This window comes from Glycomyces artemisiae (genome assembly GCF_003002955.1).
In the GTDB taxonomy this organism is placed as follows: Bacteria; Actinomycetota; Actinomycetes; order Mycobacteriales; family Micromonosporaceae; genus Glycomyces; species Glycomyces artemisiae.
Genome location: NZ_PVTJ01000009.1, coordinates 57,603 through 80,029 on the forward strand (window position 1 = coordinate 57,603; position 22,427 = coordinate 80,029).

The window sequence follows — 22,427 nt, forward strand, 5'->3', positions numbered from 1 at the left end:
GGTACCCGCCCCCGACATCCGGATTCCGCATCCGGCCCCGGCTCCCCGTCCGGCCGCCCCGGATCCGGTCGGCCCGCCTGAGCCGGTCCGGTCCGGGTACACCGTGCCGTCCGGGCCGACCTACGGCGAGCCCGCGATCGACTGGCGGGACATCACCCGGACGCCGACGACGGTACCGGCCCGGACGCGCGCGCCCGGCCCCGCGCCGGTCCGGACGGTCCTGATCGTCCTCGGCTCCGCCGTCGGCGGCACCGGCGCCGCCGGGTACATCGCGGGCCTGGTCTCCTCCACGGTCCCGTTCCAGATCCTCGGGTGGGGCGCGCTCGGGGCGGGCGTCCTCGTCCTCGTGGTGCGCCTCGCGCGGGCGATCGGCGGCCGCATCACCGGAGGCGGCCCGTGACCGCGCTCGGGACACCCGATGGGACACCGGTCGGGACACCGGTCGGGACACCGGCAGGGACATGTCCCGATGTCCTCACCCCCGCACAACCCCCGACCTCGACGAACGCACGTGAACGACACCCCTCGCCCCGGAAAGGACATAGGGACAGCCATGGCCGATGACGTGATGGAAGCGCCGCAGACGGCGCCTGAGACCGAGCGCGAAGGCGTGCCCGGAGCCGAGGTCGCCGGGTTCGCGGGGAACCTCGCCGCGTGGGGCCTGATGGCCCTGGGCGGCCTGTGGGTGTGGGTCGCCGTCGCCGCCGCGGCCCTCGTCGGCGGCGGGCTCCTGTGGCAGCACGAGCGGCGCCGTCGCCGCCGCGGCCAGTCCGGATCCGGGCGCGGGACGCACGGCACCCGCGGGACCGGACGATCGCTCGGCCTCGGGCGATCCGGCCGCGGCGGGACCGGACGGGGCCCGTTCGGACGCGGCCGCGGGCGGGGCGCCGGACGCGGATCCGGCCGCGGGGCCGGTCTCGGTCTCGGACGCGGCGGCAAGGGCCGGTCCGGACGGCGCACCCGCAGCGGCGCGACGCCGGACGGGACGAAGCCCGGACGGCGCGGGCGGCTCGGACGCCGCGCCCGTCCGAAGCACGGATCCGCGCCCGGACCCAAGAGCAGCACGGCCCCGTCCGGGCGGGCGCGTCGCGGGATCCTCGGACGCCGCGGCGGGAAGGGCGGCCCGGCCGGATCCGGCCCGAGCGGGTCCGGGACGAAGCCCGGCGGCACCGGACGCCGCCGCGGCCGACGGCGCGGAACCTCCGGACCGGACCCGCGCCGCGGCGACACGAAGCTCATCCCCGACCGGCGCGCCGCCAAGCCTGAGAAGGGCACCTGCGACGGCAGCGGCGTGGAGCCGAAGGCCCCCGCCGAGGCCAGCAACCCGGGTACCGGGCCCGGTCTCACACCGCCCACGGCCGCACCGACCACACCGCACTCGCACCAGACCCAGAACCCGACCACGACCACGACACTGAAAGGGGCCCTCATGGGACACCTCGGCCGACTCATGCGCGCGAACTCCGAGGAGGAGCTCGCCGCCGCCAACCGCTACGACCCCGAGACGATGATCGAGTACCTCGACGACCTGCGCGAGTTCGTGACCGCGTGGGAGAACAAGTCGGCGGCGCTCGGGAAGATCCACGCAATCTCCTCGGCGGACCTGCCCGTCGACCCGCAGATCGCCGAGTTCTTCGGCGAGCTCCACTCGCTCCTGCACACCGTCGGCGAGCTCTCGCGCGAGACCGTCGAGGCGTTCGTCAAGCAGCACGAGACCGACCTCGCGCGGCATGAGGCGCCCCGCTCGAACGAGTCGAAGTGGAACGTCTGATGACCGACCAGCTCGCGTCGCCGCCCCCGGCCGCCCCGCCGGGGGCGGCCCCCCGCCCCGCGCCCGCGCGCCCCCGCGGCCGCTTCGCCGCCTGGGTTGCGTCCTGGGACTGGGCCTCGCATCCGCCCGGGTGGGTCGTCGTCAACCTCGCGTCCCTCCTGGCCCTGACCACCTGGATCGGGCACCGCGCCGACCTGCCGTGGACGGTCGCGCTGATCGTCGGGGCCGTCGGCGCCGCCGCCGCGGCCGGGGCCGCGATGATCGCCGAGGACGGACCGGCCGTCATCTGGTGGCGCGTCGCCTGCTGGCTCGTGCCCGCCCTCTGGGCCGTCCCCGCGCTCGTGTGGTCGCCGTTCCAACCGTTCGTGCTCGGTGCCGCGGTCGCGCTCGCCATCGCCGCCTACCTCATCGGGAAGGCGATCCGGCTCGCACGCCGCACCGCGAAGGCCGCCGCGCTCGGCCTCGCCGCCAAGCGGGCCGGGATGACTCCCGAGGCCCTGAAGGTCGCGCCCGCCGATGCGGTCTGGAAGGGCGAGGACCCGGCCTCGACCGACGAGGCCGCGCTCGCCGCGAACTGGGAGGCGCGGATCGCGCGGGTCTGCCGTATCAAGGGCGTGCGGGTCGAGCGCGTCGGCATCTGGCGGCAGGGCAACGGGTACACCGTCATCGTGAAGCTCCCGCCGGGCGGGACCTCGGCGCAGGACATCGCGCGCTGCGCCGAGGGCCTCGCCGAGGACGCCCAGCTCGCCTCCGACTGCGGCGTCACCGTCAAGCCCGGCCACCAGGGGCGCCGCGGGTACGCCGAGATCCTGGTGACCCACCGCAACGCCATGGCCGACACCTACCCGGCCCCGCGCGACTACACGCCCGTCTCCATCTACGACCGCGCCGTCCTCGGGATCCTGCCCGACGGGGCCGCGATCCGGATCGCGTTCAAGTGGCTGTGGTTCGTCATCTCCGGGCAGACCGACGCGGGCAAGACGTCGATCCTCCACCTCATCCTGATGTGGTTCGGCCGCTGCGCCGACACGCTCCCGTGGGTGATCGACGTCGGCGGCGGCGGTGGACTCGCGCGCCCCTGGGTCCGCCCCTGGTTCGAGGGCCGCACCAAGGACCCCGCCGTCGACTGGGTCGCCACCACCGACGCCGAGGCCGACCTGATGTGCGATGTCGCCCTCGCGATCCTCAAGGGCCGCAAGCGCGTGTACGCGAACGACCTCGACGACGGCAAGATCCGCTGCTCCCCGGACCTGCCGCATATCGCGATCGTCTCCGACGAGACCGCGACCCTCCCCGAGCGCGTCAAGTCGAAGCTGGTTGCGATCAACCAGCAGGGCCGGGCCTCGGGCGTCCGCGGCGGGACCGGCGTCCTCCGCGCCACCGCCGAGGACCTGCCGACCGCCATCAAGAAGCACTCCCGGTTCCGCATCGGCATGAGGGTCAGCGACCGCGACGAGATCCGGTACCTGTTCGACACGCCGGGGAAGGTCGATCCCGCGCTCGCCGACTGGCAGGGGTCCGGCTGGGTCGAGCACCAGGACGAGGACGCCGACGGCAACCCCGTCGGCAGAAAGTACCTCACCCCGTTCAAGGCCCTGTTCACCCCCGACGCGCAGATCGACGAGGCCGCCGTCGCCGTCGGACACTTCCAGCCGAAGCTCGACGCCCCCTCGGTCGCGCTGGCCGACTCGGTCTCGCGCACGACCCGCGCCTACACCGACCGGTGGGCGCGGACCCTCCCGACGCTGTTCCTCCTCGACGACGCCCCCGCCGGGCCCGCGCCCGAAGCCGACCCCGAGCGGGCCGCGCGGATCGCCGAGGCCGAAGCCGACCAGGCCCGGCGACACGCCGAAGGCGGGACGATCACCGAGCGCCTCGCCCGCCTCAACGAGCTGAGCCAGAAGATCACCTCCGGCACCGAGGCCGAGCCGACCCCCGAGGAGACGCCGGAGGTTGACCTGACGCAGTTCACGGAGTTGACTCGGGGACTGGAGATCACGTTCACCGACAACCTCGCCTCCGTGCTCGCCGCCGTCGATGCCGCGGGCCCCGACGGAACCACGCCGGTCAAGATCCTCGAATGGGTCAACCACTGGCGCGAGCCCGGCCAGCAGATCACGGCCAAGACCGTCCAGCGCAAGCTCGGCGACCTGGTCGAAAGCAAGGCCGTCATCAGGACCGGCCGCGGCACCTACGTCGCCGCCAAGACCGACACCGACCAGGAAGGACCGACTACCGATGACCGATGAGGACCAGGACCGCGCGGCGCGCCTCGCCGCCGCCGAGGCCGACCAGCAGCACCGGCACGAGACCGGCGGAACCGTGCAGGAGCGCCTCGCCCGACTCAAGACCCTGGGAGCGAAGATCACCGGCGGCACCGAACCCGAGCCCGCCGCCGACCCCGAGTAGTCCCCCTTGGAGCGCGCCGCCCGCGGACCCCGCCGGCGGCGCGCTCGCGTTACGATCCCCGCACACCTACATGGAGAGGCCGCGCCGTGCAGCACCCGTCGGAGATGACCCCGGCCGACCTGCGGTCGCTGCGTCGACTCCGGCTCGGCCTGTCAATCGGCGAGCTCGCGGCCATCCTCGGTACCGACGCCCGCGACGCCCCCGCTGGGCCCGATGAGCCCGCGCTCGCCCGCAGTGTCCGCCAGCGCGGGCCCCTGCACCGCAAGACGATCGAGAAATGGGAGTCCGGGACCCAGCCGATCTCCGCGCCGAACGCCGAGGCCCTCGCGCGACTCATCCGGTACACCGACGACCACGTCGACGCGCTCGCCGCCGCCCACCGCCGCGGTAGCACGATCCCCACCTACGCCACCGACGGCGAGCTGCACGCGGCCGAACCGGGCCTGTGGCCCTCGCTCCCCGCCTCGTGGCACCAGGCCGCCGCGTGGCGAGCCGCGCAGCGCCTCGGCGGCGGCACCGACTACGCCGTCCCCCGCACGGACGACAGCGCCGTCTGATCGGGCGGTTCCCGGAGTCCCGGGCCGGGCATACGATCATGGAGCCGGGCCGCCGGGGGCCAGTTACCACCAGGGCGGCCCGGCTACTTCGTGCTCGAAAATTCCTGCTACCCGACTGTAGACTAGTATACAGCCATGCTGTATTGTAGTTTACATGACGATCTACCGCAGCAGCGACGACACCGAGTACACCGTCGCCTACGACCAGGCCGGTTACACCGACGGCGACGCCCCCGCCCACCACTGGTCCGCGGTCACCCTCGACGGCGAGACCATCTCCGAGCTGTGGGCCCAGATCGACGACGAGGACGGCATCCAGTTCCGCGCCGGCCAGATCATCCAGGTCGAGACCGAGCCCGCCTACCGCCGCGAGGGCATCGCCCGCCAGCTGTATGCGATCGCCTACGAACAGCTCGGCGGCGCCCTCCACCACTCGCCCGAGGAGCACCGCACCCACGACGGCCACGCCTGGGCCCAGGCCGTCGACTAGCGAAAGGACACACCATGCTGACCGACGAGATGACCGCCTGGCTCGGCCCCGCCGCCGATGAACTGACCGACGACCAGCTCGCCCGCTTCGCGCGCGTCTGGGACCAGGCCGAGACCGACTACCCCGGCAACGACGGCGTCGACGACCGCGCCACGGTCCTGTCCGCCGCAGTCCAGTACCTCCTGGGCGAGACCACCATCGAAGAGGCCGGCCGGCGCCGAGCGGCCTCCCGGGCAGCGGCGCGCCGCGCCTCCATCGCCGCCCAGCAGATCGCGCTCATGGCGATCGAGGACGACATGTCCGAGTCCGAGGCCGCCCGCTGGTCTACCGTCAGCCGCATGTGGCTGCGCAAGCGCCTCGGCAAGTAACCCGAACGGAGACCCCTCTTGCGTTTCAACCTGCTCGAACAGCCCTGGCTCCCGCTCCTCGACCACGACGGCCGCACCCGGGAGGCCACCCTCCTCGACGCGCTCACCGGCGCGCACCGGTACCGGGCTATCGCCGGTGACGCCCCGACCCAGAACCTCGCCCTCCTGCGGCTGCTCCTGGCCGTCGCCGACGCCGCCACCGGCACCCTGGAATGGGAGCGGATGTGGCGCTCCCGCGCCCTCGACGCTGGTGCGATCGGCGCCTACCTGGAGGCACGGCGCGACCGGTTCGACCTGCTCCACCCCGACGCGCCGTTCTACGGCACCATCGGCCTGACCACCTCCCGCGGCGTCCGCCTCCCAGCCGCGGTCATCGCCGACGCCGCACCGGGCAGGCACTACTCGATGCGCGAGGCCGCCGGGCTCGCCCGCGTCGGCTTGGCCGAGGCCGCCCGCTGGCTCGTCCACGTCCACGCCTACGACATCGCCGGGATCAAACCCGGCGCCGAGGGCGACCCCCGCATCGTCCGCGGGAAAGTGTTCGGGATCGGCACCGGCCCGTGCGGGGCCTTCGCCGGAATCCACCTCGAAGGCGCGACGCTCGCCGAGACGATCCTGCTCAACCTCGCCCCCGACGGCGCCCGCGGCCGCGGCGGCGACCTCCCGGCCTGGGACCGCGCCCCCGCGACCGCGGCGCCCCGCGACACCGAGACCCCCACGGGCCTGGCCGACCTCTACACCTGGCAGTCGCGCCGCGTCTGCCTCACCTGGGACGAGGACAGCGTCACCGGCGCCGTGCTCTGCCAAGGCGACCCCTACGCGCCCGAATCCGACCCCGAGCCGATGGCCCACCGCCGCTGGGACAGCGCCGGGAAGCGGTGGCGTCGGCGCCGGTTCGACGCCGCCCGTCCCGTGTGGCGCGACCTCGCCGACGTCCTCGCCGCCGACGGCCAGACGGCTCTGGCCCCGCCCGTCATCGACTGGGCGCGCGACCGCGCCCTCCTGCTCGACGGCGACCTCACACTCCGCGTCACCGGCACCGCCTACGGCACGCAGGCCGCGGTCGTCACCGACGCCGGCTCGGACGCCGTGCCCCTCCCGGCGCGGCTCCTTACCGACGAGGCAGCCCGCGACGGACTCGCCGCCGCGGCCGCGGTCCTGCGCGGCACCGAGCACGCTCTTACCCGGTACGTCCGCACCCTCGACACCGCGGCCGGATCACGGGAGACCGGCGCCGGTCCCGACCGGATCGCGCTCGCCGCCCGCGGGCCGCTGGACGCGGCGATGCGAGCGTGGCTGTGGGAGGAGGCCACCCTCGACGAGCTGCACGATGAGGCCCGGACGGTTGCTCGCGACCTCGTGGACGCCGAGCCGGTCTCGGCCGCCGCCTGGCGCGGACGGCAGATCGAGGGCCGGTGGGTCACCGCGGGGACCGCCGCCCGGCAGTTCCAGGCCGACCTCGCCGTACTCGACCGGGCGACCGCCTGACCGACGATAGGCACGACAAAAGCGCCCCCGCTCCACTCGGAGCGGGGGCGTTCTGCTTGCGCTGGCGGGCTACTTGGTGGTCGTGTCCTTCACGGCACCGAGCGGGATCATGCTCGCCGAGCCCGCCGTCCCGACCGGCGCGGAGCCGATCGACCACGCGACGCTCGCACCGACTGCGAGGCCGACGATCGACCACGAGTCGACCCAGTCGACGTCGCGGAGGCCGCGGATGGCATCGGCGGTGAGCACGGCGAACCAGGTCCCGCCGAACGTCTTGATCGCGCGGTCGCCGGTCTCGACCCAGAAGGCCGTGGTGTAGTACTTCGACTTGGACATGGTGGTCAGTTCTCCTTGCGGTCGAGTGCAGCCCGCACGAAGCAGTCCTTCGCTTCGAGGAGCTTGCGGAGCCCAGCGGTCAGCTCGGGCCCGTCGGGGAGGGCGGCGATCATCGATCCAGCGAGCTCGCCGCACGGGCGCGAGACCGCCTGGAGTCGCTCGGGGAGGTGGGTGTACTCGAATTACCGGGCGAGATGCGCGGTCTCCGGGTGAAGGCTGCTGAGGTCGGACATGATCGACTCCTAGTAGATTCGTACACGTGTCTGATATCGGAGGTTCTCGGCCGGTGGTGTGCTGGATGGCGTCCGCGGTGACCGCGCCGCAGTACCGGCACCAGGTGCTCATCACGCCAGCGAAGGACGGGCGGTGGCGGGTGCGGCTCCAGGCGCTCGCGGGCGTCTGCGACGAGTACGTCGCCGACGGCCTCGGCTACTGGGAGGCCGCGCAGGAGGTCCACGAGATCCTCGCCGCGCTCGCCATCTACGGCGACTGGCAGATCGCGATGTGGCGGAGCGGCGGCGAGCCGGTCCCGCCGCGGCCTACTCGGTGACGATGCAGCCGACGATCTCGACCGGACCGTCCGTCGTCAGCGGCGTCAGCGGCCCCGGGCTCGACCCCTCCGGGCACATCGGCAGGCCGTGCTCGGCGATGTACGCCTCGATCTGCGCGCGGATCTCCTCCGCGGTCGGCGGCCGCCCCGGATCGCCCTGGGCGCCGTCCTGACCGTCGGCCCCATCCTGCCCGTCAGCGCCCGCCGGGCCCGGGGCGGGCGGGTGCTCGGTCAGGTACGCGGCCATCGCCGCATACAACTGGTCGTAGAGCAAGTCCGGATGGTCGGCCAGGACCGACGCGAACGCCGCGGTCAGCTCCGCGGCCGACGGCTCGAACTCGTAGGGGTGCTCGGCGAAGTAGTCCGCGAACGCCGCCTCGATCTCCGCGGCGGACAGGCCCGGACCGGGAGGCCCCGACGGGCCGGACGGGCCCGGCGACGGGGAGTACTCCGGGTCCTCCAGCAGCTCCTCCGGCGGCGGCGCGACCGGCTCGATGCCATGGTCTTCGGCGTTCGACTGCTCGTCGCCGAGCGCCTGCTCCAGCGCATCGAGCTGCTCGGACTGCTCGTCGAGCTGCTGGGCCTGCTCTCCGACCCGGTGCGCGGTCAGCGTGATCCCGATCGCCAGGACCGCGCTGATCACGGCGACGATCACATCGCCGAGGCGGCGCTTTGCTTTGCGGCTCAAGTCGTCACCGCCAGGATGATCGAGACGACCAGCGACACCGCGGGGACCACGATCGCGGTGATGGCCCAGCGGCGGGACGCGACCCGCTCCGCCTGCGCCTTCTCCGCGTCGTTCTTGCGCTGCTCGGCGGCACGCTCCAAGTCATGGTCGCGCTCGGCCTCAAGCCGTTCAAGGTCCCGCTCGACGACCTCGACGCGGCGCACGAGCGAGGCGTGGTTCGCAACGTAGACCTCGCGCGGCAGGAGCTTTTCGAGCCCGGCCTCGATCTTCGCGAGCCCGTTCTTCGTGTCCTCGCGGAGCTGGCGGATCTCGCGTCCGATCGCTTCATCAGCCACGATCACCTCCCACCCAGGCGCACGGCCGCTACTTGGCCTTCACGCCCGTGAGCGTGCCGCCGCTGAACTGGACGTTCTCGGGCAGCTTGACCGGGTTGGCCTTGAGGTACGCCGCGACCGCGGCGGCGACCTGCGTCGAAGACGGCGGGGTCGTGGCGGGTGCCTGCTTCTTGATGAGGGCCCGCAGGAGCTGCGCGTACGCCGCGGCGGTGAGATTGTCGCCGTCCGTGGCCGACGACCCGAGGGAACGCCGCGCCGCGAGGAGCGCCGCGGCCACCTTCGGCCCGTACTGGCCGTCCTTCTCGCCTGGGTCGAATCCTGCGTCGGCCAGGACGTACTGGAGGGCCTTGACCTCCTCGCCTTCGTCGCCTCGCTTGAGACCGATCATGTCGTCTTCTCCGATGGTGATGGGCGACGAGCCGCCGCCGATGATGGACTGGATCTTGGCGACGGTCAGGCTCGCCGCCGAGCTCGGCGTGAGTTCGACGTGCAGGTGGCCGTCGTGCGGGTCGGAGCCGTCGTAGTCGCGCCAGCCCGAGTCGGGGTAGCGGCACGACCAGACCTTGCCGTTGAAGATGATGAGCTGGATCCCGAGCTCGGCGGAGTTGAGTCGCAGGGCGTTCGCCAGTGCCCAGCCCCAGGCGGGCCAGCCGGAGCCGGGCCGGTTGTAGGGGGCGGTGCCGAGGTCGCAGGCGCGGCCGTCGCCGTGGATCGAAATTCCGGAGCCGAGGCTCTTGCACACGTAGATGCCGAGGTTCGCGGCGCCGCGGTCGCCGTACGCGCCGAGGTACCAGGACATGAGGGCCTTGTTGCCTGGGCGGGCGAATCCGCTGCACTTGTTGGCCGAGTAGTACGGGCCGCGGTAGATGCTCACTCGTCCTCCTCGGGGACGGGGGTGCAGCCCGCGGCGGGCTCGACCCAGTCGGGGTGTCCGGGCAGGACCGGGTCGGGCGGGACGTCGACGTACCCGTCGGCCTCGGCGAGGAGCTCCTCGGTGTCTTTCTGGTGGTCCGCCATCGGATCCTCCAATGTGCTCGTAGGGTCAGAGCATGAGCGAGCAAGCGCCCGTGCAGGTCAGGACGGCCCGGTCTATCGGTGGTGTCCTGGAAGTTCTTGGCGTGGTCGTCGGGCTCGCCGGAGTGTTCGGTGGCCTCGTGCTCGCCGCGAACGTTGGTGTCGTCCCCGGTCTCGCCGCGGGCCTCGGCGCGGTCGTGTCCGGGGCGGTCGTCTACGGGCTCGGGCAGGTCCTCGACACGCTCGCAGCGATCCTGCTGGAGGTGTGGGAGCAGGGCGGCGACTAAGGGAGCGCGAGCCAGCGGCGGATGGTGACGCTGCCGTAGGCGGCATCGACATCGAGCGCCACCGGGGGCGCCTCCGGGTCGAGGTCGGGCGCGTACGCGTCGCCGCGGTAGACGACGGCCATGCGGTGGCCCTCCGGCCATTCGGCGGGTACCTGGTAGACGTCCTCGGTGTGCATCGCGAGGACCGTCCTGACCGGGTCGGTTGAGCCTTCCCGCTGGGGTCCGATCTGTGTCCAGATCCGGTCCTCGGGTGGGAGTTCGGCGTCGAAGATCCACAGGCCGTAGCCGACCGCCACCAGCGGGAACTCGGTCATGTTGGTGACGCGGGCGCGGGCGGTGATGTCGAGGATGTCGCTGGGCTCGGCGGGGAAGACGAGTCGCAGGAGCGTCTCGTATGCGACACCGGGTGCCGAGGACACCGCCAGCGCGGTCGTGGTGACCTCGCGGGTGGTGTGGGTGCCGCCGGTCGGTTCGGTGGTCGACGCCGGGCTGAGGTAGGTCACTCGACGGGTCCTGCGGTCTCGTGGAGGAGCCAGCCTTCGACGTGGATCGCGGTGGCCGTGTTCGACCAGGAGCTGAAGTACAGCAGTCCGGTCATGAGGCGGCCGCGGATGACCGCGCGGTCGAGTTCGGCGTCGACACCGAAGGAGGCGCCGTAGTTCTGCGCGAACTGGGCGTCGGGGCTGGCGCGGAAGGAGATGATCTTGAGCGCCGGGGGGAAGGTAAGGGTGATGGTGGACGCGCCGACGCCGTCGAGGGTGAGGTCGTCGCTCTGGTACTCGGTGTCGTTGGCGAGTTCCCAGGCACCGTTGACGATGCGGAGGACGCCGCCGACTCTGCGGTGCTGGGCGCCGTCGGTGGCGGTGAACAGGGACATGGTGGGTGCCTCCTAGGCGATTCGTTGGGCGATAGCCCAGCCGTAGTCGTGGATGGTCGTCCACACCGAGTTCGAGTTGACCTGGTGCCAGACGAGCTGGAGCGTGGCGGGGTCGGTGCCGGTGGTGACGGTGAGGGTTTCGCTGACGACACCGGGCTGCGACGGGGTGGTGCCGACACCCCACCCGCCGAGGGACAGCTCGCGGCAGATCGCGAGTGTGTCGTTGACGTTGGTGGAGCTGGTATCGACGGCCTGCATGGTGCGGACGATCGTGGGGTCCCCGGTGGAGGTCCAGGCAAGTGCGATGTCGGCGGCTGTCGCGCCGGTGGCGCCGTAGACGACGTTGACGACGTAGGTCGCGCCAGTCTGGGGGAGGGGGATCAGGAAGTCGGCGTCGGTCTGATCGGACACGGTCGATGAGAACGACTGCTTTCCGTTCTTGAACACGACGATCGGCTGCCGCGACGTGAAATCAGTGCTCGTGAGGAGCTTGCCAGCGGTCCAGGGGAGCGTCATTCAGAGCACCCGCTGGACGCGCAGGAACGAGGAGGCCTCGACGACGGTCGCGGTCGCGCTGCTGGTGTTCTGGGCCCACTGGGCTTGCAGCACGCCCCCGGTCGCTTCCGTGGAGATGATGCCCCGCTCCCGCACGGTGAGCGAGGAGGTGAACGTGCCGTAGTTGACGGCGACTGACCAGTCGTTCACCGAGTGGCGGGTGTTCCCGGTCGCGGAGGTGACCGCGGGTACGGGGCCGATGCAGTGCCGTCGCCCCTGGGATCCGGTCGGGGTGGCGTAGTTGATCTTGAAGTCGCCGGTGGTGCCGCCGGTGATGGCGAGGCATACCAGGAGCGTGTACGTCGCGAACGGTTCCAGCGTCGTCCACAGCTCCTCGTCCGCGGTGAGGGTCGTCGAGGAGGCGATCGGCTTCGAGGCGGTGCGCCAGGAGTAGACGGGCTGGGCGAGGTTGTAGCCGTGGGCGGTGAGCACGTCGCCGGCCCGGACGGGCATCACATGGACGGTCATTCAGACCACTCTCTCTGCGCGGATCCACGATCCGGCGTACACGGTCGTCACCCCGGCGGTGGCGGTGAGCTGCGCCCACGTGAGCGTCAGCGAGCCCGAGGTCCCCGCGGTCGTCAGGAGGATGTCCTCATTGAGCAGCGAGGTCTCGATGCCGTCGGTCCCGTACCCGAGGGACGTCGCGAGTGATGCGGCCCGGACGTGCAGCTGCGTGGAGCGCACCGAGGTCACCCCCGTTCCCGGCCCGTGCGAGAACCGCTGCCCCGTCGCGCCCGAGGGGAAGGTCCACAGTTGTTTCCAGTTCGCCGCGGCGGGCCCGGAGAACGCGACGATGCACGACACGTGGTACATCGCATTTGCCGCGAGCGCGACCGTCAGATGGTTGTCGGTGACGTTGGTGGTGGTGTTGTTGACCGACTGGTTCGCGGTTTTGACCGCGGAGGGGGGTTCGCGCAGGTCGAGGAGGGCCTGGGTGGCGGTGTCTCCGGGCTGGAGCGGCATGTAGTACAGCGGGGTGGTCATCACAGGCCCAGGTGGTTCGGTTGGGACAGGGTGAGTTCGGCTCCTGCACTGTGGTCTTTGGGGATGTTGTTGACGGCACGGGTGACCGTGAACCGCTGCGGGTTCGCGGTGGTGTCGTTGTCGACCTGGATGACGACGGGCAGGCTGTTGGTGTTGCCGGTGAGAAGCGCAGCCCTCACGCCCCAGGCGCCAGCGGTGGTGATGTCGGTGTCCCATGCCGCGTCGGTCCACTGCGTCGGCTCCGCCTGCGCGGTCGTCCACACTTTGAAGTAGATCCACGAGCCTTCGGTGCGGACCCGGAGCCGGTAGTCGGTGGTGGCGGTGTGCGTCACGCCGAGGACCTTCGAGCGGAGGGTGGTGTTGACGCCTGCGACGCTCTTGCGGATGGTCGCGGTGACGGCCGACGACGTCTCGATCTGGATCTGGGGCATGTAGTAGGTGCCGACAGCGACGTCCCAGCGGACCATGGACCGCACCTGGATCCCGGCGCCGGTCGGGATGACGGGGACTCTGACGGTGAATGTCCGGTCGATGTCGGCGACCGCGAGACCGGCGATGTAGGTGGAGCGCAGGGAGTTCACGGCGCCGAGGGAGATGAGACCCCTGGTCCCGTTCACGGAGTAGTCGGAGGCCAGGCCGCCGGTCAGCGACCATGCGTGCCCCGACGTGCTGGTGCCCCACCCGTTCGACACCGAACGGGTGAACGTGTCGGAGAACGCGGCCGCGACCGAGGTGACGGCCATGCGCTCCCCGCCGACGCCGACGTCGAATCCGCTTGCCGCAGTGGACCATTCAGAGCCTTCATGCGTCTCGACCTCCAAGGCCGTCGCGGCCGCGGTGACCGCGTTGACGAGGCGGGAGCCTGCGGTGTCCATGCGGCCGCGGGTGGTGTCGTCGAGGTCGGCGATCTGGTACCGAGAGGCCGGGGAGCCGTAGAGGTCCAGGACCCAGTCGTACAGGTCGATGGTCTCGGTGTAGCCCTCCAGGATCATGTCGACGTCGCCGGCGTGCGGGGGCGGGTCGTCGAGGGCGATGCGGTCGCCGAGGTCGCTGTTGAGCCAGTCGTACATCAGGAACGTGCTGGCCTCGTGCATGTTCACTTTGGTGCTGGGGAAGCGGCCGCCCTTGCGGGTGCCCTGGTAGAGCGCCCATCCGGCCATGTCCGGGAGCCGGTCGCCGTCGGCGACGTTGACCGAGATCGCCGTCGCGTTCTGCACCGGCGAGACGGCCGCGGTGACCGACGAGCCCGCCCCGGCGGCCGTCACCTGAGTGGACAGGAGATAGTCGTCGTCGTTCTTGTCGAGGTCGGCGAGGATCCGCTGGGGGATGACCACCGCGGGCGCAGCGTTGGCGAGGCCGTTGATGAAGGCGCGCGAGTAGTACCGCAGCGACCCGTCCGCGAAGTCGGCCGGTTCGAACAGGATGCCGCCGTCGGCCTCGGCGGCGTCGGCGAGGATCCCGAGACTGTTGGCGTGCGGCTGCTCGCCCAGGAGCTCCACCATGCTGGAGACGCCGCTGAACACCTGGACCTGGTACATCAGGGCCGATTCGGTGTCGGTGCGCCCAATCCGGGCGTTCGCCTGCTCCCGCGGGTAGGCGCGCATCGCCTGCGCGACCCGGTCCTGGAGGACCGTGGTCAGCTCGTGGTCGTACACCGCCAAGTGCCCGACCGACAGCGTCTTCGGGGCGGTGGTGATCCGCGTCGACGGGAACGCCACCCGCCGGATCGGGCCGAGGGTCTTGCCGGTGAGCGTCAGCGTGTATGTGGCACCCTCGTAGCGGATCCGGGCCAGGACGTCAGACCCCGACTGGGCCGCGCGCACGGTGATCGCATGCCACTCGCCGTCGTTGGGGGCCCGGGAGGCGACGATGCCGGTGCTCATCGATCCCAGGAGCGTGTCGTCCTCGCGGTACGCCTCCAGAGAGAGGACCTCGTCGTCGACGACTAGACGAATCTTGTCCGGCTGCGCCGAGCCTTCGGCCTTGGCGAGATCGCACTCCATGAGCACGAGCTCGAACGGAGCCTCCTGCTCGATCCGGAAGATGCCGTGGACGGACCATGCGCCGGTGTTCGTGTACGGCCGGACCGTGCCCGTCGCCGAGGGCGGCCGCGCGGCCATGAACTCGTAGTCGGACATGGCCGTCGCTGTCGAGCCGGGCGGTGGCGTCGACCGGCCCAGGTCGAGGCTGCCGGTAACGGTCATCGGGATGCCGCCGGCGAAGTGGGACGCGCACTGGGTCGCGTACTGGCCGTCCTGCATCGACCAGTACTCCAGGCACCGCCCGCTCAACAGCGCGGGCGCCGTCCGCTCCAGCGGCGAGGCCGCGTCCTCCTGGCTGAGGCGGCGCAGGATCGACTCGGCCGTCACCGTGATCCGCGAGATCGCCGCCCCCGCCCCGAGCCAGCGCGTGGGCAGTTTCGTGAGGTAGCCAGCGAACCTGGCGTACCAGGACGATCCGCTGTCGGGGGACACGCTGATCTGCACGGGCGTGTTGACGTCGAGCAGCGGGTAGTACGGGGAGAGCGGGTTGTCGGTCTCGAAGGCGCCGTCGTCGTTGTCGAGGATGAACGTGGCGTTCGCGGCCGTGACGGCGCCGGAGTCGCTGCGGCGGCCGCGGCGGATCGTGATCTTCGCGCCGTCGACGACGAGCACGCGGTCGGTGATGTCCGTCCAGGTCCACCCGGTGGGGTCGCCGTTGATGTCGGCGCCGAGCGCGATCTCGATCCGGAACTGGAGCGGGATCGTCATCAGCTCGTCCCGAACGCGTACTGGACGTTGCCCTGGCCGTGAAGATAGGCGGCGTCCCGGATGGCGCGGGTGAACGAGTCGGCCGCGCCCTGGAACCGGAACTCGACGATCACGCGGCCGTCGGAGAAGCTCATGGCGCCCATCGGGGCGCCGTAGGCGGCCTGCCGCATCGACCCTCCCGCCGCCAGGTCGGACCAGTTGAACTGGTTGGCGTTGATCGCCTCCAAGAGCATCCTGTTGCGGCGGGTCGCAAACGCGTTCACGACGAACTCGCCGGTGCTCAACTTGGCGTTGATGGAGTCGGTGCGGGGCCCGCCAGCGCCGTAGACGGCGCCGCCCTTGGGGTAGCGCTGGACGGCGCCGCCGTCGGCGTACCCGAAGTAGCCGCCGTCGGCGAGGCCGGGGACGGCCAGACCGGACGGGCCGGAGGGCTTGACGGTCACGTACCGGTACTCGTAGGTGGTGCGGACCGTGGTCTGCACGAGAGACGGGATGTCGTCGAACGCCGCGGCGTAGTCGTCGACCTGCTCCTCGGAGAGGCCGAGCTGCCCGGCGAGGGACCGGAACTGGCCTTCGAGGTCCTCGGCGACGCCCATGGCCTCCTCCTGGGAGCCGGTCGCCTCGGCGACCGCCAGGATTTGGTCCATATAGGCGGTGATGAGGCTCCTCAGCGTTTCGCGGTTCGCGAGTGCGGCCTCGGTGTTGCCGGTGACGGCCCCGCCGTTCTCCGCGAACGCTTCCTTGGCCTGGTTCACCAGGGTCGCGACACGGTCTTCGGCCTCCTCGACGCCGAACAGCGTGTCGGTGAGGGTCTTGAGCGCCTCCTCGAACTGGGTGATCCCGGCCTGGGCCTCTTCGGCGAGCTCGGGGACGACACCGAGGGAGTCGGCATAGATGCGGGTCGCGGCCGAGACGTCTTCGGTCGGTTGGATGGCGTTTTCCATGGCCGCCTGGTAGAGCGGCAGGCCTTGCTTGACCTCGTCGATGCTGACGCCCTCGGCCTCGGCCATCTGGGCGATCCGCGAGAACGCCGCGGCGGCCTGGTCGCCGTTGCCGGACGCGACCATGTCCGCCAGCGCCTGGTCGAGGCCGTCGATGCGGTCTTTCGCCTGGGAGACGGTGTCATCGGACCAGGCGTTCGCGAACGTGGCCCATTCCACGCCGGCGGCGATCGCGGTGCCGGTGACGTCGTACCAGGACTTTTCGAGGACGTTCAGGTCGTTGGAGAGGAGCCCGAGGTCGTCGCCCCACAACTTCGATGCCTCGCCGGTGGCCTCGCCGGTCTTGCCGTATTTCTCCAGGGCCTTCGTGAGGTTCTCAAGGTCGTAGGTGACGTCGCGTGCGAGCGCGGTGTTGCCGACGCCGATGGTGGCGATCGCGGCCGAGGCGATGCCCGCGCCCTTGGCGACCCTCATCATGGTTCGGTCCGCTTTGGAGCCGTTGCGCTGGAGTTCAGCGATGGCCTCGCGCGTCTCGGCGGCGGAGACGACGAGCTTCGCGAGCCCGCCGGCGGCGATGAGGCCGGCGCCGCCGAGCCCGGTGATGGTCAGGAGGCTGGTCTGGACCGGTCCGGGGAGGGTCGAGAACTGCTCGACGAGGCCGGTGGTGGTCTGGGTGAGGGTCCGCAGGACGTCGTTCGCGCCCGAGCCCGCGCCGACGAGCGTGGACTCGACGGTGGAGGCGAGCCGCTCGGCGTCGCCCTTGAGGTTGTCCATGCGGGCGGCGGCAACTTCGGAGGCGTAGCCGGAGTCGCTGACGGCGAGGGTCCAGTCGCGGATCCCGGCCGCGCCCTCCTCGTAGAGGACGTTCGCGGCGCGGAGCGCGTCGGTCCCGAAGATCTGCGCGAGCGCCTGGTCCCGCTGGGCCTGCGTGAGGCCGCCCATCTTGGTCTGGAGCTGCCCGGCGAGGTCGGTGAGGCCGACGAACTGCCCGGCCGCGTCGTACGCGTTGATGCCGAGCTGCTCCATGAGCTCGGCGGACTCCTTCGAGGGGTTCGCGAGCATGGTCAGCATCGTCTTGAGCGAGGTGCCGGAGTCGGAGCCGATGAGGCCCGCCGCGGCGAACGCGGCGAGCGCGCCCGTGGTGTCCTCGATGCTGATGCCGAACTGGTTCGCGACGAGGCCGGACTGCTGGAGTGCGGCGCCGAGGTCCTCGACCGAGCCGAGGGACTTGCCCGCCCCGGCGGAAAGGAGGTCGGCGACGTGGGGGATCTGGGAACCCGAGAGGCCGAACTGCTGCATGGCGATCGCGGCGATCTCCGCGGCCTTGGCGACTTCGAGGTTCCCGGACGCGGCGAGGGCGAGGGCGCCGTTGAGGCCGCCGGAGAGGATGTCCTCGGTGCCGACACCGGCCTTGCCGAGCTCCTCGATCGCCTGGGCTGCCTCGACCGCGGAGTACTTCGTGTCCTTGCCCGCCGCGAGCGCCGCCTCCCGGAGCCGCTGCATGTTCTCGTCGGACTCGCGCAGCGCCGCGTTCACGGCCGACATCTGTGCTTCGAACTCGGCGGACTTGACGACGGCGAGCGCGACGGCCCCGACCATGACCGCGCCCGTCTTCTGGGCGGTGTCGGCGAGGTCCCGGGTGGCCTGCCGGTGGTCGAGCATGTTCTTGTGGAGCTCGTCGCGGGCCTTGATCCACTCCTGCCGGTAGCCGCGGACCGCGCCGATCGCGGAGGCCATCTGCATGCGGAGGCCGACGGTCACGGTGCGGTTAGCCACGGGGCCTCCTCCCTATGGCGGACAGGCAGGAACAGCGCCTGCGGCTGCGGCTTCTTCTGAGCGCGGATCTGGTCGGCCCCGATGCCCTGCGCGGTGCAGCGGTGGCAGCGGACGGGCGGGCCCGGCAGGTACTTGTCGTCGTTCTCCGGGAGGGTCGTCTCGGACAGCCACCCGTGGCAGCCGGGGCACTCGTCGGCCTCGGTGAGTGCCAGCGCGAGCATCCAGTCCTGTTCGTCGGCGTCCCACTCGGTCTCGCGTTCGGTGACGGTGACGGTGCGGCCGTCCCGCTCCTCGGTCCACGAGCGCGTCACAGGCTCCCAGCCGTCGAAGCGCTTGAGGGAGACGCCAAGGTCCCGCGCGGTCTTGACGCGCGCGAGGAGCTCGGCGGACTCGTGCAGCCGCTTGACTAGAAAGGGAGGCGGGAGACCTGGAGGTTGACGGCCTGGACGGCGCCGACGAGCTTCAGCCACTCGCCTTCGTTGATGAGCGGGTCGACCTCCTCCCACTTCTCGGCACTCATGGCCGGTGCGATGACGCACTTGCGGACGAGGGCCTCGTAGAAGTCGTCCTCGTTGTAGCCGAGCTGGCGGTCGGTGGGGTTGCCCTCGCGCGGGGGGTGCTTCTTGACGAGCTTGCGCCAGTCGGTGCGTCCGAGTGCACGGATCGTGAAGTTGACCGTGGAGGCGTTCACGGCGTCGACGAGCTCCTGCGGGACGGGGTCGGCGCCGCGCAGGGAGTCGTTGTTGGCCTTGACCGCGGCGAGTTCGGCCTCCTGGTAGGCCTCGACCGCGTTGGGATTGAGGCACACCGGGACGGTCTTCTCGCGGAGGTTCGCGTTCCTGATGGCCTCGTCGATGTCGTCGGTCATGCGCCGGCCGCCACGACCGCGTTGAGCTCGGGGTCGGAGTGGATCATCGTCGGGACCTCCCAGCGGGCGGTGGTGTTGGCCTCGGGGGCGAGGTCGCGGCGCTCACCGCACTGGATCGGGTAGCAGGCGGCCTTGTCGGCGACGGCCCACGCCCCGGCGGCGAGGATGTACCGGCGGACGACGAGGACGCCCTCGGTGGAGCGCACCAGGGTCGTGTAGGCGGCGTCGACTCCGGTCTGCTTCTTGATGCGCAGCATGGTGCCCGAGAACGACGCGCGGCCGGGCCGCTTGGTGTCGAACGTCGAGGACAGGCCGGTGGTGTCGACCTCGGCGGTCTCGGGCTCGAACCCGATGAGGCCGTCGGCGGTGATGATGACGTCGAGGTCGTCGATGCCCGCGGCGATCTCGACGAGCGTGGGTGCGGAGAGGTCGGCGACGGTCGGGCAGTACGCCACCTTGACCGTGCCGTCGACGATGATGTCGCCCATGGCTTACTTGTCCTTCCCGGTGCTGGAGGCCTTCGCGGGCTCCTGGTCGGTCTTCGCCGCGGCGGGCGCGGCTTCGTCGGGGGCCTTGGTCCAGCCCTTGTCGAGCCAGACGTCGACGGCGCCGACGGGGCAGTGCCACGTCGCGTCCGTCTTCGGGTGCTTGAGCAGCACGTGAGTGGGCTTGACCATTGGTTCTCCTGGTGTTTCTGTGGTGACGGGTCGGCACGTTCGGCCGATGTGGAGGACGCGGGTGTGCCTTACGCTGGGGGGATGTCGGAACCCTCAACCCCTGAGCGCACGCGGAAACCCCTGACGGCCGTCGGCGTCGTCGGGATCGTGGTGCTGGTGCTGCTGGTCCTGCTCGTGCCGCCGTTCCGCGTCCTCGGCGGGCTGCTGCTCATCGCCGTGTTCGTCGCGATCGGCATCGCGTACGCCCTCATCTGGGCGCGGATCGGCATGATCCGCAGGAAACGCCGGAAGCAGGTCCAGCGCTAGGCCGCAGTCATCCACCACACCCAGGTGGAGACGGCGTCCATGACGAGGACCCCAGTCGACTTGTCGGGGACCGGCGGGTTCGCGAGCTCGCAGTCGACCGGCCCGCAGTCCCAACCGGGGACCGTCAAGCGCTCGCCGAGGACGGCGGCGTCGACGTGGCCGCCGAGGATCCGGGCCGCGGCCGTGGTCTCCCCGGCGGCGTGCACGTAGGCGCGCATCGTCGCCTTGTCGGGCTGTCGGCGCAGGCCGTCGCCCAGGCGCGGGCCGCCCGCGAAGTACACGACGAGGTAGGGCGGCCGCTGGTCGAGCGGCGCCGGACCGTCGAAGACGGTGAGGTTCGGGTTCGCGCGCAGCAGCGCCAGGAACGCGGCCGCGGCAGGCTCGGCGACCGGGTCAATCGCCACTGAGCACGTCCATGCCGAGGTCGGCGAGCGCCTGCACGAAGCGGGGGACCTCGCGGTCGAGCGCGGGCAGGCCGCCGGGGATCGGGCCGTTGTTGACGGTGCCGTACTCGATGATGTTGCCGAGGGCGCCCTGCGGGCGGTCCTTGTCGGGGCCGATCTCCCACTCCGCGTCCGCGCCCTGGGCGCGGCGGTCGTAACTCACCGCCCGCGGCAGCGCCGGGAAGTACGGGTGGCCGGACCAGGTCTTCGCCCAGTCCTGCTTGATGTTCAGCGCGCCCTTCTCGCCGACGGCGAGGCCCTCCCGGTGGAGGCGGCCGCCGACGCGCCCGAGCTCGGCGATGTACATCTGGAGTTCGCGGTCGTCCACGCCGTCGCTCACCCGGTCACCTCCCGGCACAGGACGCGCCGTGCGGTCGCGTGGGACTTGTGGGAGAGGTCCTTCAGGTGGAAGACACGGCCAACGAGGTCGGGCTCGTGCACGGAGGCGTCCACGGTGATCTCGTCGTCGACGTTGAGGCCCAGCACCGCGATCGGCAGCTTGACCTCCAGCGCCAGGACGTTCTTGAACGCCTCGGCGACCTCGCGCGCCTCGCCCCAGTACCCCTTCGACTGGACTTCGCACTTCTGGCCGCTGTACAGGACGTCGTAGGTCGTGGTGACCTCGGCGGTGACCGGGTCGGTAACCGTCCCGGTGGGGCGGCGGATCGTGCAGGTGTCGACCATGCGCTCCTCGGCGGCCGCGCGGCCGGCTTCGAGCGCAGCGGCGATGTCGAGCATGGTCGCCTCCTATCCGGGGGTGACCGACCAGGCGCCGCGGCGGCGGCCCAGAAGCCCGAGCTTGACCTTGAGGTTCGCGACGAGCGCGGCGCCGAGAAACTCGCTGGCGAACGTCTCGGAGTAGTCGTCGATGCTCCGCTGCCGCAGCCCGGTCGGGTTCTGGTAGCAGGGGACGGCGGCGTCGAGGCAGGCGTCGACGATGTCGCCGGGGATCTCGGTGTAGCCGTGGCTGTAGGTGACGCGCACGCGCGGGGACCACACGCCGAGGACACGGGTGCGCGGCCAGCCCATGAGGCGGCTGGTCTGGGACCAGGCCTGCCCGCGGGTGAGCTCGTTGCCGAGCCGCGTGAAGTCGCGGTCCTCGACCAGGGTCAGGTCGAGGCCGCCGAAGTCGCCGACCTCGACGACGGTGAGCGGGTGGTCGTCGTCGACGGCGACGGGCCGCTGCGGGAGCGTGAGCTTCTGCGTGGCCCCACCGAGGAGGACGGTCTCGTGCTCGACGAACGAGATCGTCTGCTGCGTGAGGCCGCGGACGATCCCGGACGAGGTGTACAGCGCGAGGTCGGCGGTGGCGTCGTCGAGGTCGGCGACGTCCTTGTGGAGGCGGGCGGCGAGCTGCGCCTTGGTGATCAGCGGGTCCACCGTCCGCCTCCCTCCGCGTGCACCGGCTACTCGACGATCTGGGTGAGCTGCTTGACCAGGCCCGCGCGGGGCCGCTCGCGGCCGCGTTCGACGTCGAGGGCCTGGCGGGCCTTCTCGGCGTCGCCGTCGACCCAGTCGAGGACGTCGGAGACGTTCCCGTCCGGGACAGCGTCGGCCGCCTCGGTCGGGGCCTCCTCGGTTTCGGCGACGGTGGCCGTTTCGGCCGCGGGCGCCTCCCCCTCGGTCGGCTCTGCGTCGGCCTCCTGGACCCCGGCAGGCGGGTCGGCCGGGTCGCCGTCGTTCCCGCCGTCGGCAGTCGCCGCGTCGGATCCGTCCGGGGCGCTGTCGTCGGCACCGGGGGCGCCGTGCTCGCCGGTGCTGTCGTGGCCGTCGGGCTCGTCGTCGTCGGGGCCGGTGGCCTCGGCGTCGAGGTCGGTGACGGGGCAGTGCGTCGCGAGCATGGCCCGTGCCGCGCCGCCCGTCCAGATGCTCCCGGCCGTCACGCGCAGCGGCGTGCCGCTCACGTAGGTGCGGAAATCCTGGTTTGCACGAACGCGCATCTCGGTGCTCCCTT

The 22,427-nt window shown here is 71.5% G+C and carries 32 protein-coding genes and 1 pseudogene; 11 read left to right on the forward strand and 22 right to left on the reverse strand.

What is annotated here, in order from left to right; all coding sequences use genetic code 11:
• Positions 1-103 precede the first annotated feature (103 nt).
• From B0I28_RS21130 to casA, 8 genes are all read left to right on the forward strand, one after another.
• On the forward strand, positions 104-400 hold the full coding sequence (locus B0I28_RS21130; protein ID WP_106365843.1) for a hypothetical protein: 297 nt from the start codon (positions 104-106) through the stop codon (positions 398-400).
• A 153-nt stretch (positions 401-553) separates the two neighbouring features.
• A complete protein-coding gene (locus B0I28_RS21135; RefSeq protein ID WP_106365844.1) occupies positions 554-1,771 on the forward strand; it encodes a hypothetical protein in 1,218 nt (405 codons plus the stop codon).
• A complete protein-coding gene (locus B0I28_RS21140; RefSeq protein WP_106365845.1) occupies positions 1,771-4,020 on the forward strand; it encodes a hypothetical protein in 2,250 nt (749 codons plus the stop codon). Before B0I28_RS21135 ends, B0I28_RS21140 begins: the two co-directional genes overlap by 1 nt.
• A complete protein-coding gene (locus B0I28_RS27385) occupies positions 4,010-4,180 on the forward strand; it encodes a hypothetical protein (RefSeq protein WP_181245888.1) in 171 nt (56 codons plus the stop codon). Before B0I28_RS21140 ends, B0I28_RS27385 begins: the two co-directional genes overlap by 11 nt.
• Positions 4,181-4,266: 86 nt before the next feature.
• Positions 4,267-4,737 carry a hypothetical protein gene (locus B0I28_RS21145; RefSeq protein ID WP_106365846.1) on the forward strand — a complete coding sequence of 157 codons (471 nt, stop codon included), beginning with the start codon at positions 4,267-4,269 and terminating at the stop codon, positions 4,735-4,737.
• 154 nt (positions 4,738-4,891) lie between these two features.
• A complete protein-coding gene (locus B0I28_RS21150) occupies positions 4,892-5,227 on the forward strand; it encodes a GNAT family N-acetyltransferase (protein ID WP_106365847.1) in 336 nt (111 codons plus the stop codon).
• A 14-nt stretch (positions 5,228-5,241) separates the two neighbouring features.
• Positions 5,242-5,595: a hypothetical protein gene (locus tag B0I28_RS21155; protein ID WP_106365848.1), complete on the forward strand. Its 354-nt coding sequence runs from the start codon at positions 5,242-5,244 to the stop codon at positions 5,593-5,595.
• An 18-nt stretch (positions 5,596-5,613) separates the two neighbouring features.
• On the forward strand, positions 5,614-7,083 hold the full coding sequence (gene casA, locus B0I28_RS21160; protein ID WP_106365849.1) for a type I-E CRISPR-associated protein Cse1/CasA: 1,470 nt from the start codon (positions 5,614-5,616) through the stop codon (positions 7,081-7,083).
• 69 nt (positions 7,084-7,152) lie between these two features.
• Here the strand turns inward: casA and B0I28_RS21165 are convergent, their stop codons facing one another.
• Both B0I28_RS21165 and B0I28_RS28675 read right to left on the reverse strand, forming a co-directional pair.
• Positions 7,153-7,419, reverse strand: coding sequence for a holin (locus B0I28_RS21165; protein ID WP_106365850.1), 267 nt, complete (start codon positions 7,417-7,419; stop codon positions 7,153-7,155).
• Positions 7,420-7,424: 5 nt separating this feature from the next.
• A pseudogene (locus B0I28_RS28675) lies at positions 7,425-7,652 on the reverse strand (hypothetical protein).
• A gap of 65 nt (positions 7,653-7,717) precedes the next feature.
• On the opposite strand from B0I28_RS28675, the gene B0I28_RS21175 reads away from it, so the two are divergent.
• The gene (locus tag B0I28_RS21175) at positions 7,718-7,969 is read left to right on the forward strand and encodes a hypothetical protein (protein WP_146148182.1); all 252 of its coding nucleotides are present in this window, start codon (positions 7,718-7,720) and stop codon (positions 7,967-7,969) included.
• On the opposite strand, the gene B0I28_RS21180 is transcribed toward B0I28_RS21175, so the two are convergent.
• Genes B0I28_RS21180 through B0I28_RS27390 form a run of 4 tightly spaced genes read right to left on the reverse strand, consistent with a single transcriptional unit; the run spans position 7,959 to position 10,009 of the window.
• Entirely contained in the window at positions 7,959-8,657 is a 699-nt protein-coding gene (locus tag B0I28_RS21180; protein ID WP_146148183.1) for a hypothetical protein, read from the reverse strand. The two genes, B0I28_RS21175 and B0I28_RS21180, sit on opposite strands and share 11 nt — an antisense overlap.
• Entirely contained in the window at positions 8,654-8,992 is a 339-nt protein-coding gene (locus tag B0I28_RS21185; RefSeq protein ID WP_106365853.1) for a hypothetical protein, read from the reverse strand. The genes B0I28_RS21180 and B0I28_RS21185 overlap by 4 nt, the downstream gene beginning before the upstream one ends.
• 28 nt (positions 8,993-9,020) lie before the next feature.
• A complete protein-coding gene (locus B0I28_RS21190; protein ID WP_106365854.1) occupies positions 9,021-9,866 on the reverse strand; it encodes a peptidoglycan-binding domain-containing protein in 846 nt (281 codons plus the stop codon).
• Complete coding sequence (locus B0I28_RS27390) at positions 9,863-10,009, reverse strand: hypothetical protein (protein ID WP_181245889.1); 147 nt, start codon at positions 10,007-10,009, stop codon at positions 9,863-9,865. The genes B0I28_RS21190 and B0I28_RS27390 overlap by 4 nt, the downstream gene beginning before the upstream one ends.
• A 32-nt stretch (positions 10,010-10,041) precedes the next feature.
• Between B0I28_RS27390 and B0I28_RS21195 the strand changes: the two genes are divergently transcribed.
• Positions 10,042-10,293 carry a hypothetical protein gene (locus B0I28_RS21195; protein ID WP_146148184.1) on the forward strand — a complete coding sequence of 84 codons (252 nt, stop codon included), beginning with the start codon at positions 10,042-10,044 and terminating at the stop codon, positions 10,291-10,293.
• On the opposite strand, the gene B0I28_RS21200 is transcribed toward B0I28_RS21195, so the two are convergent.
• The 11 genes from B0I28_RS21200 to B0I28_RS21250 form a co-directional block, all read right to left on the reverse strand.
• A complete protein-coding gene (locus tag B0I28_RS21200; protein WP_106365856.1) occupies positions 10,290-10,796 on the reverse strand; it encodes a hypothetical protein in 507 nt (168 codons plus the stop codon). The two genes, B0I28_RS21195 and B0I28_RS21200, sit on opposite strands and share 4 nt — an antisense overlap.
• Positions 10,793-11,170: a hypothetical protein gene (locus B0I28_RS21205; RefSeq protein ID WP_106365857.1), complete on the reverse strand. Its 378-nt coding sequence runs from the start codon at positions 11,168-11,170 to the stop codon at positions 10,793-10,795. Before B0I28_RS21205 ends, B0I28_RS21200 begins: the two co-directional genes overlap by 4 nt.
• A gap of 12 nt (positions 11,171-11,182) precedes the next feature.
• Positions 11,183-11,686 (reverse strand): hypothetical protein, encoded by a 504-nt coding sequence (locus B0I28_RS21210; protein ID WP_106365858.1) that lies wholly within the window; start codon positions 11,684-11,686, stop codon positions 11,183-11,185.
• Complete coding sequence (locus B0I28_RS21215) at positions 11,687-12,193, reverse strand: hypothetical protein (RefSeq protein WP_106365859.1); 507 nt, start codon at positions 12,191-12,193, stop codon at positions 11,687-11,689.
• The gene (locus B0I28_RS21220) at positions 12,194-12,712 is read right to left on the reverse strand and encodes a hypothetical protein (RefSeq protein WP_106365860.1); all 519 of its coding nucleotides are present in this window, start codon (positions 12,710-12,712) and stop codon (positions 12,194-12,196) included.
• Positions 12,712-15,462, reverse strand: coding sequence for a hypothetical protein (locus B0I28_RS21225; RefSeq protein ID WP_106365861.1), 2,751 nt, complete (start codon positions 15,460-15,462; stop codon positions 12,712-12,714). Before B0I28_RS21225 ends, B0I28_RS21220 begins: the two co-directional genes overlap by 1 nt.
• On the reverse strand, positions 15,462-18,179 hold the full coding sequence (locus B0I28_RS21230) for a phage tail tape measure protein (protein WP_146148185.1): 2,718 nt from the start codon (positions 18,177-18,179) through the stop codon (positions 15,462-15,464). The genes B0I28_RS21225 and B0I28_RS21230 overlap by 1 nt, the downstream gene beginning before the upstream one ends.
• Positions 18,161-18,490 (reverse strand): hypothetical protein, encoded by a 330-nt coding sequence (locus B0I28_RS21235; protein WP_106365863.1) that lies wholly within the window; start codon positions 18,488-18,490, stop codon positions 18,161-18,163. Before B0I28_RS21235 ends, B0I28_RS21230 begins: the two co-directional genes overlap by 19 nt.
• Positions 18,491-18,585: 95 nt before the next feature.
• Positions 18,586-19,047, reverse strand: coding sequence for a hypothetical protein (locus B0I28_RS21240; RefSeq protein WP_106365864.1), 462 nt, complete (start codon positions 19,045-19,047; stop codon positions 18,586-18,588).
• The gene (locus B0I28_RS21245) at positions 19,044-19,535 is read right to left on the reverse strand and encodes a phage tail tube protein (protein WP_106365865.1); all 492 of its coding nucleotides are present in this window, start codon (positions 19,533-19,535) and stop codon (positions 19,044-19,046) included. Before B0I28_RS21245 ends, B0I28_RS21240 begins: the two co-directional genes overlap by 4 nt.
• A 3-nt stretch (positions 19,536-19,538) precedes the next feature.
• A complete protein-coding gene (locus tag B0I28_RS21250) occupies positions 19,539-19,724 on the reverse strand; it encodes a hypothetical protein (RefSeq protein WP_106365866.1) in 186 nt (61 codons plus the stop codon).
• 81 nt (positions 19,725-19,805) lie between these two features.
• On the opposite strand from B0I28_RS21250, the gene B0I28_RS21255 reads away from it, so the two are divergent.
• Positions 19,806-20,030, forward strand: a complete 225-nt coding sequence (locus B0I28_RS21255) for a hypothetical protein (RefSeq protein WP_106365867.1) — start codon at positions 19,806-19,808, stop codon at positions 20,028-20,030.
• Here B0I28_RS21255 and B0I28_RS21260 read toward each other — a convergent pair.
• The 5 genes from B0I28_RS21260 to B0I28_RS21280 are packed head-to-tail and all read right to left on the reverse strand — an operon-like array spanning position 20,027 to position 22,413.
• Positions 20,027-20,434, reverse strand: a complete 408-nt coding sequence (locus B0I28_RS21260; protein WP_106365868.1) for a DUF3168 domain-containing protein — start codon at positions 20,432-20,434, stop codon at positions 20,027-20,029. The genes B0I28_RS21255 and B0I28_RS21260 overlap by 4 nt on opposite strands.
• Entirely contained in the window at positions 20,424-20,813 is a 390-nt protein-coding gene (locus B0I28_RS21265) for a hypothetical protein (protein WP_106365869.1), read from the reverse strand. Before B0I28_RS21265 ends, B0I28_RS21260 begins: the two co-directional genes overlap by 11 nt.
• On the reverse strand, positions 20,810-21,211 hold the full coding sequence (locus B0I28_RS21270; RefSeq protein WP_106365870.1) for a DUF6093 family protein: 402 nt from the start codon (positions 21,209-21,211) through the stop codon (positions 20,810-20,812). The genes B0I28_RS21265 and B0I28_RS21270 overlap by 4 nt, the downstream gene beginning before the upstream one ends.
• A 9-nt stretch (positions 21,212-21,220) precedes the next feature.
• The gene (locus B0I28_RS21275) at positions 21,221-21,853 is read right to left on the reverse strand and encodes a hypothetical protein (RefSeq protein WP_106365871.1); all 633 of its coding nucleotides are present in this window, start codon (positions 21,851-21,853) and stop codon (positions 21,221-21,223) included.
• 26 nt (positions 21,854-21,879) lie between these two features.
• Entirely contained in the window at positions 21,880-22,413 is a 534-nt protein-coding gene (locus B0I28_RS21280) for a prolipoprotein diacylglyceryl transferase (protein ID WP_146148186.1), read from the reverse strand.
• Positions 22,414-22,427 lie beyond the last annotated feature (14 nt).

What these genes read in the sequence shown, in the direction of transcription:
- B0I28_RS21135 (WP_106365844.1), top strand. Translation starts at nt 554, where the DNA reads ATGGCCGATGACGTGATGGAAGCGCCGCAGACGGCGCCTGAGACCGAG.
- B0I28_RS21140 (WP_106365845.1), top strand. Translation starts at nt 1,771, where the DNA reads ATGACCGACCAGCTCGCGTCGCCGCCCCCGGCCGCCCCGCCGGGGGCG.
- B0I28_RS27385 (WP_181245888.1), top strand. Translation starts at nt 4,010, where the DNA reads ATGACCGATGAGGACCAGGACCGCGCGGCGCGCCTCGCCGCCGCCGAG.
- B0I28_RS21150 (WP_106365847.1), top strand. Translation starts at nt 4,892, where the DNA reads ATGACGATCTACCGCAGCAGCGACGACACCGAGTACACCGTCGCCTAC.
- B0I28_RS21155 (WP_106365848.1), top strand. Translation starts at nt 5,242, where the DNA reads ATGCTGACCGACGAGATGACCGCCTGGCTCGGCCCCGCCGCCGATGAA.
- B0I28_RS21165 (WP_106365850.1), bottom strand. Translation starts at nt 7,419, where the DNA reads ATGTCCAAGTCGAAGTACTACACCACGGCCTTCTGGGTCGAGACCGGC.
- B0I28_RS21175 (WP_146148182.1), top strand. Translation starts at nt 7,718, where the DNA reads ATGGCGTCCGCGGTGACCGCGCCGCAGTACCGGCACCAGGTGCTCATC.
- B0I28_RS27390 (WP_181245889.1), bottom strand. Translation starts at nt 10,009, where the DNA reads ATGGCGGACCACCAGAAAGACACCGAGGAGCTCCTCGCCGAGGCCGAC.
- B0I28_RS21195 (WP_146148184.1), top strand. Translation starts at nt 10,042, where the DNA reads ATGAGCGAGCAAGCGCCCGTGCAGGTCAGGACGGCCCGGTCTATCGGT.
- B0I28_RS21205 (WP_106365857.1), bottom strand. Translation starts at nt 11,170, where the DNA reads ATGTCCCTGTTCACCGCCACCGACGGCGCCCAGCACCGCAGAGTCGGC.
- B0I28_RS21210 (WP_106365858.1), bottom strand. Translation starts at nt 11,686, where the DNA reads ATGACGCTCCCCTGGACCGCTGGCAAGCTCCTCACGAGCACTGATTTC.
- B0I28_RS21215 (WP_106365859.1), bottom strand. Translation starts at nt 12,193, where the DNA reads ATGACCGTCCATGTGATGCCCGTCCGGGCCGGCGACGTGCTCACCGCC.
- B0I28_RS21220 (WP_106365860.1), bottom strand. Translation starts at nt 12,712, where the DNA reads ATGACCACCCCGCTGTACTACATGCCGCTCCAGCCCGGAGACACCGCC.
- B0I28_RS21225 (WP_106365861.1), bottom strand. Translation starts at nt 15,462, where the DNA reads ATGACGATCCCGCTCCAGTTCCGGATCGAGATCGCGCTCGGCGCCGAC.
- B0I28_RS21240 (WP_106365864.1), bottom strand. Translation starts at nt 19,047, where the DNA reads ATGACCGACGACATCGACGAGGCCATCAGGAACGCGAACCTCCGCGAG.
- B0I28_RS21245 (WP_106365865.1), bottom strand. Translation starts at nt 19,535, where the DNA reads ATGGGCGACATCATCGTCGACGGCACGGTCAAGGTGGCGTACTGCCCG.
- B0I28_RS21250 (WP_106365866.1), bottom strand. Translation starts at nt 19,724, where the DNA reads ATGGTCAAGCCCACTCACGTGCTGCTCAAGCACCCGAAGACGGACGCG.
- B0I28_RS21255 (WP_106365867.1), top strand. Translation starts at nt 19,806, where the DNA reads ATGTCGGAACCCTCAACCCCTGAGCGCACGCGGAAACCCCTGACGGCC.
- B0I28_RS21270 (WP_106365870.1), bottom strand. Translation starts at nt 21,211, where the DNA reads ATGCTCGACATCGCCGCTGCGCTCGAAGCCGGCCGCGCGGCCGCCGAG.
- B0I28_RS21280 (WP_146148186.1), bottom strand. Translation starts at nt 22,413, where the DNA reads ATGCGCGTTCGTGCAAACCAGGATTTCCGCACCTACGTGAGCGGCACG.